Annotated in this window: 16 protein-coding genes; 11 read left to right on the top strand and 5 right to left on the bottom strand. The window is 65.4% G+C overall.

The window, feature by feature from the left end; all coding sequences use genetic code 11:
• Positions 1 to 57 precede the first annotated feature (57 nt).
• Complete coding sequence (locus AC0KVN_RS15905) at positions 58 to 492, top strand: pyridoxamine 5'-phosphate oxidase family protein (protein ID WP_333702740.1); 435 nt, start codon at positions 58 to 60, stop codon at positions 490 to 492.
• 17 nt (positions 493 to 509) lie between these two features.
• A complete protein-coding gene (locus AC0KVN_RS15910) occupies positions 510 to 887 on the top strand; it encodes a DoxX family protein (protein WP_435567319.1) in 378 nt (125 codons plus the stop codon).
• 3 nt (positions 888 to 890) lie between these two features.
• Here AC0KVN_RS15910 and AC0KVN_RS15915 read toward each other — a convergent pair whose 3' ends face one another.
• A complete protein-coding gene (locus AC0KVN_RS15915) occupies positions 891 to 2129 on the bottom strand; it encodes an aminotransferase class V-fold PLP-dependent enzyme (protein ID WP_435567257.1) in 1239 nt (412 codons plus the stop codon).
• Between the two features lie 151 nt (positions 2130 to 2280).
• Between AC0KVN_RS15915 and AC0KVN_RS15920 the strand changes: the two genes are divergently transcribed.
• Complete coding sequence (locus AC0KVN_RS15920) at positions 2281 to 4329, top strand: carbon starvation CstA family protein (protein WP_435567258.1); 2049 nt, start codon at positions 2281 to 2283, stop codon at positions 4327 to 4329.
• Positions 4326 to 4511, top strand: a complete 186-nt coding sequence (locus AC0KVN_RS15925; protein WP_010336890.1) for a YbdD/YjiX family protein — start codon at positions 4326 to 4328, stop codon at positions 4509 to 4511. The genes AC0KVN_RS15920 and AC0KVN_RS15925 overlap by 4 nt, the downstream gene beginning before the upstream one ends.
• Positions 4512 to 4525: 14 nt before the next feature.
• Here the strand turns inward: AC0KVN_RS15925 and AC0KVN_RS15930 are convergent, their stop codons facing one another.
• Both AC0KVN_RS15930 and AC0KVN_RS15935 read right to left on the bottom strand, forming a co-directional pair.
• Positions 4526 to 5443 (bottom strand): XdhC family protein, encoded by a 918-nt coding sequence (locus tag AC0KVN_RS15930; protein ID WP_435567259.1) that lies wholly within the window; start codon positions 5441 to 5443, stop codon positions 4526 to 4528.
• 69 nt (positions 5444 to 5512) lie between these two features.
• A complete protein-coding gene (locus AC0KVN_RS15935; RefSeq protein ID WP_435567260.1) occupies positions 5513 to 6181 on the bottom strand; it encodes a S24 family peptidase in 669 nt (222 codons plus the stop codon).
• Between the two features lie 115 nt (positions 6182 to 6296).
• Between AC0KVN_RS15935 and AC0KVN_RS15940 the strand changes: the two genes are divergently transcribed.
• Positions 6297 to 6482 (top strand): hypothetical protein, encoded by a 186-nt coding sequence (locus AC0KVN_RS15940; RefSeq protein ID WP_435567261.1) that lies wholly within the window; start codon positions 6297 to 6299, stop codon positions 6480 to 6482.
• Entirely contained in the window at positions 6479 to 6850 is a 372-nt protein-coding gene (locus AC0KVN_RS15945; RefSeq protein WP_375186953.1) for a hypothetical protein, read from the top strand. Before AC0KVN_RS15940 ends, AC0KVN_RS15945 begins: the two co-directional genes overlap by 4 nt.
• 9 nt (positions 6851 to 6859) lie before the next feature.
• Here AC0KVN_RS15945 and AC0KVN_RS15950 read toward each other — a convergent pair whose 3' ends face one another.
• Complete coding sequence (locus AC0KVN_RS15950) at positions 6860 to 8002, bottom strand: hypothetical protein (RefSeq protein ID WP_435567262.1); 1143 nt, start codon at positions 8000 to 8002, stop codon at positions 6860 to 6862.
• 12 nt (positions 8003 to 8014) lie between these two features.
• Complete coding sequence (locus AC0KVN_RS15955) at positions 8015 to 9238, bottom strand: TIGR04063 family PEP-CTERM/XrtA system glycosyltransferase (protein ID WP_435567263.1); 1224 nt, start codon at positions 9236 to 9238, stop codon at positions 8015 to 8017.
• Positions 9239 to 9339: 101 nt separating this feature from the next.
• Between AC0KVN_RS15955 and AC0KVN_RS15960 the strand changes: the two genes are divergently transcribed.
• The 5 genes from AC0KVN_RS15960 (at position 9340) to AC0KVN_RS15980 (ending at position 13820) form a co-directional block, all read left to right on the top strand.
• Complete coding sequence (locus AC0KVN_RS15960) at positions 9340 to 9477, top strand: hypothetical protein (RefSeq protein WP_004210005.1); 138 nt, start codon at positions 9340 to 9342, stop codon at positions 9475 to 9477.
• Entirely contained in the window at positions 9470 to 10834 is a 1365-nt protein-coding gene (locus AC0KVN_RS15965; RefSeq protein ID WP_010336883.1) for a putative O-glycosylation ligase, exosortase A system-associated, read from the top strand. Before AC0KVN_RS15960 ends, AC0KVN_RS15965 begins: the two co-directional genes overlap by 8 nt.
• The gene (locus tag AC0KVN_RS15970) at positions 10831 to 11544 is read left to right on the top strand and encodes a hypothetical protein (protein WP_435567264.1); all 714 of its coding nucleotides are present in this window, start codon (positions 10831 to 10833) and stop codon (positions 11542 to 11544) included. Before AC0KVN_RS15965 ends, AC0KVN_RS15970 begins: the two co-directional genes overlap by 4 nt.
• Before the next feature lie 78 nt (positions 11545 to 11622).
• The gene (locus AC0KVN_RS15975) at positions 11623 to 12630 is read left to right on the top strand and encodes a DNA topoisomerase IB (RefSeq protein ID WP_435567265.1); all 1008 of its coding nucleotides are present in this window, start codon (positions 11623 to 11625) and stop codon (positions 12628 to 12630) included.
• Positions 12631 to 12662: 32 nt separating this feature from the next.
• On the top strand, positions 12663 to 13820 hold the full coding sequence (locus AC0KVN_RS15980; protein WP_279729437.1) for a mechanosensitive ion channel family protein: 1158 nt from the start codon (positions 12663 to 12665) through the stop codon (positions 13818 to 13820).
• The last annotated feature ends 10 nt before the right edge of the window (positions 13821 to 13830 follow it).

A 13830-nucleotide genomic window follows, 5' to 3' on the forward strand; every position in this document is an offset into this window, starting at 1 on the left:
CCGACGCATCCGAATCCGCTCTGTCAGCGTTGAACCGGGCAGAAGAGGAGAGCGACCATGGCCCAGCAGACCATCGCCACCCTGGCAGACAAGATGCAGCAGATCGATTTCGCGATGCTGTCCACCCATACCGAGGACGGCCAGATCGGCGCCCGGCCGATGAGCAACAATCAGGACGTCGCCTATGGCGGCGACAGCTATTATTTCACGACCGAAGACACGCTGATGGTGAAGGATATCGAGCGCGATCCGCGCGTCGGCCTGTCCTTCCACGGCAAGTCGGGCCTGCTGGGGCAGCGCCCGCTGTTCATCGCGGTCGAGGGCCGCGCCGACCTCATCCGCGATCGCAGCGCCTTTGAAGCGCATTGGAATCCGGACCTGGAGCGCTGGTTCGCGCAAGGTGCGGACACGCCCGGCCTGGTGATGATCAAGGTTCATGCCGAACGCGCCCATTATTGGGACGGCGAGGATGAAGGCGAGCTGGAGCTGTAGCCGTTACCGCCCGCGCCATCGCCCGTGCCGTCCTGGCGCTTGCCTATGCGGTTGCGGGCGCCGCGCATCTGATACGGCCGGCCGGTTTCGTGGCGATCACGCCGCACTGGGTACCAGAGCCGCAAACCGTCGTCGCCCTGACCGGCATCGCCGAACTGGCCGGGGCCGCCGGGCTGATGATCCCGGCCACGCGCCGCGCCGCCGCGATAGCCCTTGCCCTCTATGCCCTGTGTGTCTGGCCGGCCAATTTCAACCATGCCCTGCACGACATAGCGTTGGGCGGGGTGCATCTGAGTTGGTGGTATCATGGCCCCCGGCTGGCGCTGCAGCCGGTGATCATCTGGTGGGCACTCTGGGCCGGGGCGGTAATCGACTGGCCGTTTCGCCGACGATAGCGGTCAGGCCTTCGCCAGCAGGTCCGCGATCAGGGCGATCTCGTCGGCGCTGTTGTAGATATGGGGCGAGAAGCGGATGGTCGGCTTGCCGTCGGCCTTGGACGGCGCGACCACCACCTTGCCCTGGGTCCACAGATGGTCGCGGATCGCCAGCACATCCTTGCCGGAAAAGGCCGGGGTGATGACCGGGCCGGTCAGCCCTTTGGTGGTCGTGCCGACCAGCTTGGCGCCGGGCAGGCGCAGCACCATGTCGCGCATCTGGTCGCCGATGGCGAAGGCGCGGCGCTCCACCTCCGCCTCGCCGATCGCATCCAGCGCATCGAGCGTCGCATCGATCGCGATCAGCTTGGGATCGTCGCGTTGGCCGAGAATCTCATATTTCTGCGCGGTATCGAGATTCTTCTCGTCGGTCAGCCAATAGCCATGGCTCAGCATGATCGGCTGAAGCTGGGCCTGCCCTTCGCGCCGAACATAGAGGACGCCGCCCTCCAGCGGGCCCATCATCCATTTATGGGTGCTGCCCGAATAGGAATCGACGCCGAGTGCCGGCAGATCGAGCCGCAGCCAGCCGAAGGTCTGGGCACCATCGCCATGCAGCCAGATGCCTTTGGGCCGAGTCAGCTGCGCGATCTGCGCCAGCGGGAAGATCATGCCGGTGACATTAGACATGTGCGACAGGAAGATGGCGCGGGTGCGCGGCGTAATCGCGGCGGCAAACAGATCGACCACCGTCTGGGCAGAGGTCGCATAGACCGGCACTGGCAATATCTTGAGCACCAGCCCCTCGCGCGCGGCGCGCAGCTTCCATGTCTCCAGGGTCGAGGGGTGGTTGTGGTCGGTCAGGATCACCTCGTCCCCGGCCTTGAGTGCCACGCCGCGCACGGCGACCGTGTTCGCCTCGCTGCTGTTGCGGACCAGCGCGATTTCCTGCGCGCTGACGTTCATGCGCTTGCTCAGGCGCGCGCGCAGGGCGTCGGCGGCAACCGGATATCTGGTGCGATACTGGGGCGAGGGATTGGCCTGGAACGCCTGCGTCTCGCGCTCATGCGCGGCGATCGCGCTGCGGAAGGCCGGGCCGATATTGGCCGCGTTGAAATAATGGATGTCGGGCGCAAGCAGCAACTGGTCGCGCATCGCATTGCCCGATGATGCCGCACGCGCCGCCAGCGGCAGCGCCGCCCCTACGACCGCCGCCGCCTGCAACAAGCCCCTGCGTGAAACGTCCTTGCCCCGGTCGGTCATGCGATGCCTCCTGCCCTGTTCACCCTATGGACGAACGAACGCGCCCGAATCCCCTAACCCCGACAAGCGCCTAACCCAGACTGGCGGTTGTCTTTCGGGGGGAGCGGCCTAGTGTGGCGCCCAATCCCTATCCCGAACCGTTGAGAGAGCGATGACCCGGCATATTCCATGGATCCTGACTGCGCTGGTGGGCGCGGTGTCGCTGGCGGTCGTCGCGATTTCGCGCGGCGAGACGGTCAATGCGCTGTGGATCGTGGTCGCTGCGGTCAGCTGTTTCCTGGTCGCCTATCGTTACTATGCGCTGTTCATCGCGCGCGAGGTGATGCGGCTCGATCCGGCCCGGCCAACCCCGGCGATCCGCCGCGCCGATGGCCTCGACTATGTCGCGACCGACCGCACCGTGCTGTTCGGCCATCATTTCGCGGCGATCGCCGGAGCCGGGCCGCTGGTCGGGCCGGTGCTGGCGGCACAGATGGGTTATCTGCCCGGCACGCTGTGGATCATTGCCGGCGTCGTGCTGGCCGGCGCGGTGCAGGACTTCATGGTCCTGTTCATCTCCATGCGCCGCGACGGCAAGTCACTGGGCGAACTCATCCGCATGGAAATGGGCCAGGTGGCAGGCACGATCGCGCTGTTCGGCGCCTTCATGATCATGGTGATCATCCTGGCCGTGCTGGCGCTGATCGTGGTGAAGGCACTGGCGGAAAGCCCCTGGGGCATGTTCACCGTCGCCGCCACCGTGCCGCTGGCCATGGCGATGGGCGCCTATACGCGCTGGATTCGGCCCGGTCGGATCGGCGAGGTGTCGATCCTGGGGCTGATCGGCCTGCTCGCGGCGATCGTCTATGGCCAGGCGATCGCGCAATCGCCGGTCTGGGGGCCGATCTTCACCTTCACGCCCGTGCAGTTGTGCTGGATATTGATCGGCTATGGCGCGGTGGCGTCGGTGCTGCCGGTCTGGCTGCTGCTGGCGCCGCGCGATTATCTGTCGACCTTCCTCAAGATCGGGGCGATAGCCGCGCTGGCGATCGGCATCGTCATCATGGCGCCGCCGCTCAGGATGCACGCCGTCACCCAGTTCGCCGCTGGCGGTGGGCCGGTCTGGTCGGGCGGCCTGTTCCCCTTCCTGTTCATCACCATCGCCTGTGGCGCGGTGTCCGGCTTCCACGCGCTGATCGCCAGCGGAACCACGCCCAAGCTGATCGCGACCGAAAGCGACGCGCCGCTGATCGGCTATGGCGCGATGCTGATGGAGGCGTTCGTGGCGATCATGGCGCTGGTCGGCGCGTCGATCCTGGACCCTGGCATCTATTTCACGATGAACAGCCCGGCCGCTATGATCGGCACCGATCCCGCCAGCGTGTCCGCCGCCGTCACCGCCATGGGTTTCCCGATCAGCCCGGACCTGATCGTCCAGACGGCCAAGGATGTCGGCGAGCACACGATCATCAGCCGCGCGGGCGGCGCACCAACCCTGGCCGTGGCTATGGCGGAAATCTTCAGCCATGTGTTCGGCGGCCCGGCGATGAAGGCCTTCTGGTATCATTTCGCCATATTGTTCGAGGCGCTGTTCATCCTGACCGCGGTCGATGCCGGCACCCGCGCCGGCCGCTTCATGCTGCAGGATCTGATCGCGCTGGCGGCGCCGAGCTTCAAGGACAGCAAGAGCCAGCTGCCCGGCTTCATCGCCACGGGCCTGTGCGTCGCGGCCTGGGGCTTCTTTCTCTATCAGGGCGTCACCGATCCACTGGGCGGGGTGAACACGCTGTGGCCGGTGTTCGGAATTTCCAACCAGATGCTGGCGGCAATCGCGCTGATGCTGGGGACGGCCGTGCTGTTCCGGATGAAGCGCGACCGCTTCGCCTGGGTAACGATGGTGCCGGCCGCCTGGCTGTTGATCTGCACATTGTCGGCCGGCTTCCTGAAGCTGTTTTCGACCGATGCGAAGGTCGGCTTCCTGGCCCATGCCGCCAAATATAGCGCAGCGCTGGACAAGGGCGAGGTGCTGGCGCCGGCCAAGTCGATGGCGGAAATGCGCCAGATCCTGTTCAACGATTATGTCGATGCCGGGCTGGTGGCGATCTTCCTGGCTGTCGTCCTGTCATTGCTGGTCTTCACCATCCGGACGTGCATTGCCGCCCGCGGTTTCGCCGCGCCGACCGCGCGCGAGATTCCGGCGCAGCTGGTCCCGACGCCATGAGCCAATTTCTCCAGACGCTGCGGCGCATGGCGCATCTGATGGTCGGCCAGCCGGACTATGACGCCTATCTGCGCCATATGCGCGACCATCATCCCGGCCATGCGCCGATGGACCGCACCGCCTTTTTCCGGAATCGACAGGAGGCGCGCTATGGCGGGAAGAATGGCGGGAAATGCTGCTGATCAACGTCCTCTGATCAGCGGCGGGCGTTAAAGCCGGCAACCATCCCGGCGGTGATCGACAGGGCGATTTCCGCCGCCCCGATCGCGCCGATGTCGAGGCCTGCTGGTCCATCGATCCGGGCGAGGTCGTCCGCGCCGAATCCCTGCGCCGCCAGCCGCTCCAGCCGCGCGGCATGGCTGCGCCGGGAGCCCAGCGCCGCGACATAGCCGGTCGGGGCGGCGAGCGCGGCGATCAGCGCGGGATCGTCGATCTTGATGTCATGGCTCAAGGTCACGACGGCGGTGGATTCGCCGGGATGGCGCGCGGCGATCGCCGCATCGGGCCAGCGATCGTCCAGCTCGATGCCGGGAAAACGCTCCGCCGTCAGGAAGCGGCCGCGCGGATCGATCACCACCGGGGTGACGGCGATAGCCTGCGCCAACGCGGCAAGCGACTGGGCGATCTGCACCGCGCCGACGATCAGCAGGCGGCGGGGCGGATCATAGCGGTTGAGGAACTGGCCTTCGATCACACCTTCGCGGGTGATAGCGCTGTCCAGATCGGTCGAGAGCGTGAGCGCCCGGCCGCGCGCGCTTTCCGACGCGATCCGGTCGAACAGGTCGGGGGCAAAACCACCCTCCCCCACCGGCTGCACCAGCACGCTGATCTCACCACCGCACGGCAGGCCAACCTCCCACGCATCGCCATCGGCCACGCCATAATGCGCAACATGGCCGGGCCGGCCGGCAATCACTTCGGCAGCGCGCTGCAACACATCGGTCTCGACACAGCCGCCCGATATGCTGCCCTCCAGCCGGCCATCCTGATGGACGATCATGTGGCTGCCACGCGGGCGCGGCGCCGATCCCCAGGTCGACACGACTGTCGCCAGCGCCATCGGCGCACCGCGCCACTCGATCGCCTTGCGGATCACCGCGCCATTATCGTTCATGATCCAGCCTTCCCCTGTTTTCCTAGACATAGGAAAGGCACGGCGCCTTTCAAAGACGAACCAGGCTTCTCAGACCAGCCGCCTGCCTGTCCAGACGACCCGGCCGACGATCGCCACCATCGCCGGATCGATATCGGTCCAGTCGGGATAATGGGGATTGTCGCTCAATACGCTGAACCGGCCGCGCAACGGCCCCATCGCAACCCGCTTGACCATCAGCACGCCGTCGAGCCGCAGCACATAGACGCCGTCACGCAGGCGATCGGCGTCATCCTCATGATCGACCATGATGTCATCGCCATCGTTGAGCGTGGGGGCCATCGATTCGCCATCGACCCGGATGATCGACACGCGCTGCGGCCGCACGCCCAGATGGCGCAGCCATTGCGCGTCGAACGCCATCACCCCCGCGGTGCGCTCATCCTCATCCAGCGAGCCCGCGCCAGCAGAGGCGCCAAGCGACAGACGCGGCACCGCAACCACCGCAGGCAAGCCGCCCACACGCGGGATCGGCGCGCCGACCGGCACGGGACTGCCCAGCATCGTTTCCGCCACGCCGAAATAGCGCGCCAGGATGCGGCGATCCGCCTCGTCCAGCTTGCGCGGCGTGCCGCGCTTGATGAACTGCTGGATATAGGCGGGATTGCGCCCGATCAGCCGCGACAGATCGGCATAATTTTCCCCGCGTTCGACGATCAGCCGATCGAGGGCAGTCCGGGCGTCCTGCGCTTCATCCATGTTGCATCCATAATGATAGGAATTTTCCTAGACAAGTAGGAAAATGAATATGAGATAGGAAATTGCCTATTGATTCGCAGGGGGCGAATCGGCTCGACAAAGGAGAGGTCCGTCCATGCTGCTGCGCACGATCGAGAAATTCCTGCGAGACTATCAGATAGCGCCGACCCGTTTCGGTCGCGACGCCGTGCGCGATCCGCGCCTGGTCTTCGACCTGCGCATGGGGCGCGATCCGGGCGATCGGATAAAGAGACGCGTAGAACATTTCATGAACGAATATCGCAGGAGCGTGAGCCAATGACAAGCGCCGACATACTGCGCACAAGCGCGAATCTGGTCCGTAATCGAGCAGGAGAACGGCGCGAGGCCGATCCGCTGGCCCAGTTGCTGGTCCAGTTGATCGCCCGGATCGGCGAGCCGGCGACGGTCGAGCGTGCTGTTAGTCGCCCCTGGGCCAGCGCCCTGTTCGAAGGACGGCGCCACGTCATCCTGTTGCGGGTGGCGGGCGGCAGCCTGCGCGCGCGTCGGGAGGCGCTAGCCAGCGAATTGCAGGATGCGGAATGGACATTGCCGGGCCATTTCGTCGCCGACATGGTGATCGACGACCTGCGCGGCGACGCGGAAGGCGAATGGATCGAGTTGTCCGCCCTCACCATCCGCGACTGGTAAGACGTTCCTTTAGCGGGGACGCCCGGTCATGGTGCGCAGCGTGCCGAGCGCAGCACGCAGCGCATCCTCGACATCTTCCGACACGGCTTCACGCACCGGCACCGCCGAGGCGATCGGCATGTCGGCAATGACGCGCGGCGCGGTCGCCGGTCGGCCACGCTGGACCAGTGCCCGCTCCAGCCGCTCGGTCAGTTCGGTGATCGACAGATTGTCGAAGTTGCGCGCGCTCGGGGTGGATGATGCCTCCGCCCTCGGAACAAAAGGTGTGGGTTCGGGCGCAGGATCGAACGCCTGGATCGGTTCTTCGATCACCGGTTCCGGAACGAAGACAGGAGCCTGTTCGACGACCGGCTCCGGTGCAATATCGGTCGGCTCTTCATCGAAGGTGGCAAATTCCGCCGCTGCCTCTTCTTCCCAGGGCTCAAATATAGCGTCTTCCGGCGGCGCGAACGGTGCGCGGCCGAGCGGGATCGGATTGGTCGACAGGGCCGGCATGGCGTCGAACGGACGCGCGAAGCCGGGTGCGGGCGCGATCGCCATATCCTCGACCGACGCCTCTTCATGCGGGGTCGGCATGGCAAAGGCGGCCGGCGTCTCCATGCGCACCACCGTGGCCGCCACCGGCTCTACCGGATCGCTATCGACCACCAGACGACGACGCCCCGACTCCGGGCGCGCGAAGATATCGGCGCCGCCAAAATCGCGGCTGGCAAAGATCGGAGGACGGGGCGGCGCGTCGGGATGCGCGTCGGCACGGCGCTGCGCGGGCGCGGCCTCTTCGGCAGCGGGCACATTGCGTCCGCGGGCAAGCGCGGTCAGCTTTGCAAATGCGAAACCCATTTTTCTTGCTCCTTGGGCGTCTGGATGACGCCTTCCGCTTATTCTCAAGCGCCTGTGCGGCGCATCCGATCCATTTCGCCGCACCGCGGCCACAATTCCTACACTCATCAGCGCGGCGAAACCGGCCAGCAGCAGTCTTGCCTTCATGCCCAGCGGCGGACCGGCCGCCGGGATCGTCTCGCTCAGGCCGCTCGACGCGACCAGCATTTCCATCCAGCCGACCGGCAGGGTCAGCACCACCAGGGCGCCGCAGCCTGCCGCGACCAGCGCCATGATGGCCAGTCCTCGCATGGACGGTGTGAACTTCGGCATCGCCGCCGTTCCTCAGGCCGCCTTTGCGGTCGAGTCCCGTCCCAGAAGTCGCTGGTAAACAGGCTCATAACGCAAAATGTTTGACGACCAGTTACGCTCCCTCTCGACGAAATCGCGCGCCACGATGCGGCGTTCATCCCAGAAGCCACGATCCGCGAACATGCCTGCCAGCGCCTGCGCGATCGCGGCCGGGTCGTCCGGCGCGAACAAGGTGCCGGTCACGCCATCCTCGATCAGTTCGCGATGGCCGCCGACGCTTGATGCGGCAACGAGTCGGCCCTGCGCCATTGCCTCCAGCGGCTTCAATGGCGTCACCAGATCGGTAAGGCGCATCGCCTTGCGCGGATAGGCGAGGACATCGACCTGGGCATAATAATGTTCGACCTGGTCGTGCGGCACACGGCCGACAAAGACGATATGGTCGGTGAAGGGCGACGCCAGCGCCTGATCGCGCAGCGCCTGTTCCATCGGCCCGCCGCCGACCAGCAGCAGCTTCGCCCTGGGCCGCGCCCGCACGAGTCGGGGCATGGCGGCAATCAGATCGTCCAGCCCTTCATAATCATAGAAGCTGCCGATGAAGCCGACGACATCCGCCCCTTCGAGCCCCAGCTTCGCGGTCAGGGCCGAATCACGCGGCACCGGTGCGCCGAACTGATCGAGATCGACGCCATTGGGCGAGACGGTGATCTTGGCCGAGTCGATTCCGCGCGCGACCAGATCGGATCGCAACCCTTCGCAGATGACGGCAACCGCGTCAGCGGCACGGACCGCATGGCTTTCGAGCTGGCGGGTCAGCCAGTAGCGCGGGCTGCCTTCGGTCCCGGTGCCGTTGCCGACCGCCGCATCCTCCCAGAAGGCGCGAATCTCGTAGATCAGCGGAATGCCGTGGCGGCGCGCGACTCGCTGAGCGGCCATGGCATTGAGCACCGGCGAATGGGCATGGATGATATCCGGCCGCCACTGGCGCACCAGCGACTCGATAGCATCGGCATGGGCGGAAATGTCGCGCCACTCGCGCAGCAACGCATTGCCGCCGGCCGCTTCGCCCGGCGTGCGGTGGAAATGCAGCCCATCGACCAGTTCCTCCTGCGGTCCCGCCGCGACATGGCGCCGGCCGGTCAGCCCGCGCACATCCCAGCCCTTGGCCAGTTGCGCCCGCAGGATAGCCCGCGTGCGGAACGTGTAGCCGCTGTGCATCGGCAGGCTGTGATCGAGAACGTGAAGGATACGAGTCATAGCGGTAACTTTTTGCCGAAAAAGGTTTAACGCCCCGTCAACTCTGTCACGCTAGGGATTTTACGGGGCAAGAGTCCAGAACCGGCAGATCAAAACACGCAATGATTGATACCCTATCCCTGCTGATCAGCCATGGCGTCATCCTGCTGGCCGCTTGGCGGCTGCTGTCGCGCCCGGACCTGGATCGCGACATCGACACCCCGCCGGCATCGCCGGACGGAGACGCCGCCGATGCGTGACCTGTTCTTCATCGCCTTCCTGGGCGCCTTCTTCCTGATGGGATTCAAGCGGCCGTTCCTTCTGGTCATCATCTACGCCTATATCGACATCGTTTCGCCCCAGCGGCTCTGCTATTATCTGCTCAATTCGATCCCGATCTCGCTGATCGCCTTCGTCTGTGCGGTCGGTGCCTGGATAGTGGTCGACGACAAGAAGGATTGCCGTTTTTCCGCGCGGCAGGTGCTGTTGCTCGTCCTGCTTGCCTGGTGCGGTTATACGACCGCGACCGCCGATTTCCCGATCAACGCCGCGACCAAATGGGCCTGGGTATGGAAGGCGATCGTCTTTGCCGTGTTCCTGCCGCTGGTGCTGCGCACGCGGCTGCGGATCGAGGCGCTGGCGCTGTTCATGGTGCTGTGCGCGAGCACGATCATCATCAATGGCGGCATGAAGACCGCGCTGTCGGGCGGCGGCTATGGCGTGCTCAATCTGATGGTCGACAATAATAGCGGCCTGTACGAGGGCAGCATCATTTCCTGCGTGGCGATCGCGCTGATCCCGATCATCCTGTGGCTCACTCAGCATGGCACCATCTTTCCGCCCGACTGGAAGGTGAAGGCCTTTGCCTATGCGCTGTGCCTGGCCTGCATGCTGATGCCGGTCGGTACGGAGGCGCGCACGGGCCTGGTCTGCCTGGTGATCCTGGCCGGCATGATGCTGATGCGGTCGAAGCGCAAGTTCGTCTATGGCCCGCTGCTGGCCTTTGCCGCGCTGGCCGCCATCCCCTTCCTGCCCGCCAGCTTCACCAAGCGGATGCAGACAATCGAAAATCATCAGGGCGACGAAAGCGCGTCCACCCGCGTCGCGGTGTGGATGTGGACGCTCGACTATGTGAAGACCCATCCGGGCGGCGGCGGCTTCGACAATTATCTCCAGAACAGCTTCACCTATTTCGCCCAGAGCGAGGTCGGCGATGGCGACGAGAAGCGGATCGAGCGCCGCCTGGTCACCGACAAGGGCCGTGCCTATCACAGTGCCTATTTCGAGATGCTGGGCGAGCAGGGCTATTTCGGCTTCTTCCTGTGGGCGCTGCTGCACCTGAGTTGCTTCATCCGCACCGAATCGATCCGGCGCATGTATCGCAAGCGCGACGGACCGGACGAGGCCTGGATCGCGCCCTTCGCCGTGGCGCTGCAGCAGGGCCATGTCGTCTACATGATCGGATCGCTGTTCGTGGGCATCGCCTATCAGCCTTTCATCTTCATGATGCTCTCGCTCCAGATCGGCCTCGACACTTATTTGACCCGCAAGCGCAAGGACGCCGGACGCGTGCCGTTCTTCGAACAGCCTGGCGCACAGGCGGGAGTGACGGCATGACCATGGAATTGCGGATTTTGGGCTGGCTTCAGGGACTGATGCTGGGATTGATCCTGGCTGCCCCGCTGCTGTCCCCCGCCTATATGCCATGGGGCGTGCAGATGCTGTTTGCCCTGTCCGCCTTCCAGTTGCGCCAGGCCGACCGGCGCTGGGCATTGCGGCCGGGCATGACCGGCTGGGTCAGCCATATCCGCATGGCGCCGTCGCGAATGCTGCCCTGGACGGCGAGCGCGGTCGTCGCCTTCATCGCGGACGGCCAGGGCGCGGCGGCCCCCGGCGCGATCCTGCTGGCGGCGCTGACCTGCGAATTGCTGCTCTATCCGCTGCTCACCCGCCTGATCGGCGGCTGGCAATGGCGCCGCGCCGCGCTGGCGATGATCGGGCTGATCGCCGCCTGTGCGATCGTGCCGGCCGGCGCGATGCAGAATATCGCCATGTTCGCGCTGGGCGTGACGGGTTGCCTGTTCTGGCTGCGCGGCCCCGATGGCGACCTGCGGGCGACGCTCGCGGCCTTTGGCGGCGGGCTTTCGGCGATCACCCTCGCCTTTGCCATGCCCGCCACCATGATGCTGGCCTTCCCGCTGGCGGTTATCAGCCTGATCGTCGGCTGCGCCCAGGCGACGACGGTCCGCCGTCCGTTGCTGCCCTGGACCGGCCATTATGGCGCGGGCACCGGCTGGCTGCAGCGGCTGCGATCACGCCCGTCCTGACAGCGCCGGGCAGGCTGCACGCGGAACGAAGCGGATCATCACGGGTTGGACCGGAAGAAAGAAGGTCGCCCGGTTCCCATGTCGTCCCCCGCAATCATCCACAGCCATGACGGCATGCCCGGCATCAGCCGGCGCGCGCTGAAACAGGGATGGGCCTATCGCGCGGCGGACGGCAGCCGCATCACCGACCGCGACGAGATCGACCGGCTGAACGCGATCGCCATGCCGCCGGCCTATCGCGACTGCTGGTTCTGCCCCTCCCCCCACGGCCATATCCAGGCGACCGGCTATGACGAGCGGGGGCGCAAGCAATATCGCTATCACCCCGATTTCCGGGCTGCGCGCGAGGCGGAGAAATATGCCGGCTGCCCCGCCTTCGGCCGCGCCCTGCCACGCTTGCGGGCACAGATGGAGGAGGATCTGTCGCGGCGCGGCCTGCGCAAGGCGCGGACGATCGCGGCGGTGGTGCGGCTGCTGGACCTCGCCAAGCTGCGGGTCGGCAACGAACATTATGCCACCACCAACAAGAGCTTCGGCGCGACCACGCTGCGGCGGCGGCATGTCGACCTGAATGGCCGCAGCCTGACCCTGCGCTACCGCGCCAAGTCCGGCAAGGAACAGCAATTGAGCATCACCGACAGCCGCCTGCTGCGATTCGTGCGGGCGGTGCAGGATCTGCCGGGCCAGCATCTGTTCCAATATCTGGACGAGGATGGCGAGGCGCATCCGATCAGTTCGAGCGACGTCAACGCCTATATCGCGCAGGCCATGGGCGACGACTTCACCGCCAAGCATTTCCGCACCTGGGGCGCATCGACCATCGCCTTCGAGACGCTGGCGGCGGGCCATGTCTCGCTCAAGGAGATGATCGAGCCGGTAGCGGCGGCGTTGGGCAACACGCCGGCGATCAGCCGCAAATCCTATATCCACCCCGCCCTGATCGACCTGTGCAAGGACGGACAGGATGAATGGCGGCAGGGGCTTCGCCTGCCGCGCCGGACGCGCTATCTGTCGCGTCACGAACGCGGGCTGATCGCGTTCCTCGACGATCTGGCCAACGCGCCCACGCTGGCAGCAGCGGCCTGATCGAGCCCACGGACCATCAATCAAGGATCAGCATGGCCAACAAGAACGACCCCGGCATCGACATCAACGTGCGTGCGCCCAACCTCACGGAAATGTGGCATTCGACCATCGCCTGGTTCCAGCTTCATTATATCCAGATCCTGATCGCCGTCGGCGCGGCCACGATCATCTATCTGGCGCTCGCCACGCTGCGCCGGATCGGCACCAAGCATCGCGGCCGGCGTGGCGACCCGCTGGGCCTGGGCAATGTGCTGAGCCGGGCGGCGGCGCGCACGACGCAATATTTCATGATCATGGTCGCGGCGCGGCTGGTCGTGGTGTTCGCCGATGCGCCGGCGTCGCTGAGCAAGACCGTCACCTTCTTCTTCACCATCGCCACCGTGTTGCAGGCCGCGATCTGGGCACGGGAGATCATCCTGGGCCTGATCGAGCGCAAGACGCTGGCCGACGATGGCCAGGGCGAGACGCTGGCCAATGCGATGGGCCTGATCCGCATCCTGGTGACCTTTGCCCTGTTCGCGATCGCCGCGATCGTCGTGCTCGACAATCTGGGCGTCAACGTGACCGGCCTGGTCGCGGGTCTGGGTATCGGCGGCATTGCGATCGGCCTTGCCGCGCAGGGCATCTTCTCCGATCTGTTCGCGGCGCTGTCGATCATCTTCGACAAGCCGTTCCGCCAGGGCGAAATCATCACCTATGACCAGACCACGGCGCGGGTCGAGAAGATCGGCCTGAAATCCACCCGGCTGCGGGCGATGAGCGGCGAGAAGAAGGTGATTTCCAACGCGAACCTGCTGCAGAAGGAAATCACCAGCCTGCAGACGCTGATCCAGCGCCGCGTCACCTATGCCATCGGCATCATCTACCAGACGTCGGAGGAACAGGCCGAAGCGATCCCCACCATATTGAAGGAGATCGTCGAAGCGGAAGGCATGATCTTCGTCAATGCCGGGATCATCGCCTTTGGCGCCAGCAGCCTGGACTATCAGCTCAATTTCGATGTGCCCGACCCGGACCATCACGACTATTTCCAGATGCGCCATCGCATCGGCCTGGCCATCTGGAAGCGGTTCAATGCCGAGGGCATCGAGTTCGCCTATCCGACGCAGACCAGCTTCACCGCGGCCCCCGACGGCAAGGCGATCATGCCCTATGCCGAGGTGCAGCCAGTGCGCCGCGTCGACGGATAGAACGAAACAC

It is taken from the genome of Sphingobium sp. SG1 (assembly GCF_057063145.1).

What these genes read in the sequence shown, in the direction of transcription:
- AC0KVN_RS15905 (WP_333702740.1), top strand. Translation starts at nt 58, where the DNA reads ATGGCCCAGCAGACCATCGCCACCCTGGCAGACAAGATGCAGCAGATC.
- AC0KVN_RS15915 (WP_435567257.1), bottom strand. Translation starts at nt 2,129, where the DNA reads ATGACCGACCGGGGCAAGGACGTTTCACGCAGGGGCTTGTTGCAGGCG.
- AC0KVN_RS15920 (WP_435567258.1), top strand. Translation starts at nt 2,281, where the DNA reads ATGACCCGGCATATTCCATGGATCCTGACTGCGCTGGTGGGCGCGGTG.
- AC0KVN_RS15925 (WP_010336890.1), top strand. Translation starts at nt 4,326, where the DNA reads ATGAGCCAATTTCTCCAGACGCTGCGGCGCATGGCGCATCTGATGGTC.
- AC0KVN_RS15930 (WP_435567259.1), bottom strand. Translation starts at nt 5,443, where the DNA reads ATGAACGATAATGGCGCGGTGATCCGCAAGGCGATCGAGTGGCGCGGT.
- AC0KVN_RS15935 (WP_435567260.1), bottom strand. Translation starts at nt 6,181, where the DNA reads ATGGATGAAGCGCAGGACGCCCGGACTGCCCTCGATCGGCTGATCGTC.
- AC0KVN_RS15940 (WP_435567261.1), top strand. Translation starts at nt 6,297, where the DNA reads ATGCTGCTGCGCACGATCGAGAAATTCCTGCGAGACTATCAGATAGCG.
- AC0KVN_RS15945 (WP_375186953.1), top strand. Translation starts at nt 6,479, where the DNA reads ATGACAAGCGCCGACATACTGCGCACAAGCGCGAATCTGGTCCGTAAT.
- AC0KVN_RS15950 (WP_435567262.1), bottom strand. Translation starts at nt 8,002, where the DNA reads ATGCCGAAGTTCACACCGTCCATGCGAGGACTGGCCATCATGGCGCTG.
- AC0KVN_RS15955 (WP_435567263.1), bottom strand. Translation starts at nt 9,238, where the DNA reads ATGACTCGTATCCTTCACGTTCTCGATCACAGCCTGCCGATGCACAGC.
- AC0KVN_RS15960 (WP_004210005.1), top strand. Translation starts at nt 9,340, where the DNA reads ATGATTGATACCCTATCCCTGCTGATCAGCCATGGCGTCATCCTGCTG.
- AC0KVN_RS15965 (WP_010336883.1), top strand. Translation starts at nt 9,470, where the DNA reads ATGCGTGACCTGTTCTTCATCGCCTTCCTGGGCGCCTTCTTCCTGATG.
- AC0KVN_RS15970 (WP_435567264.1), top strand. Translation starts at nt 10,831, where the DNA reads ATGACCATGGAATTGCGGATTTTGGGCTGGCTTCAGGGACTGATGCTG.
- AC0KVN_RS15975 (WP_435567265.1), top strand. Translation starts at nt 11,623, where the DNA reads ATGTCGTCCCCCGCAATCATCCACAGCCATGACGGCATGCCCGGCATC.
- AC0KVN_RS15980 (WP_279729437.1), top strand. Translation starts at nt 12,663, where the DNA reads ATGGCCAACAAGAACGACCCCGGCATCGACATCAACGTGCGTGCGCCC.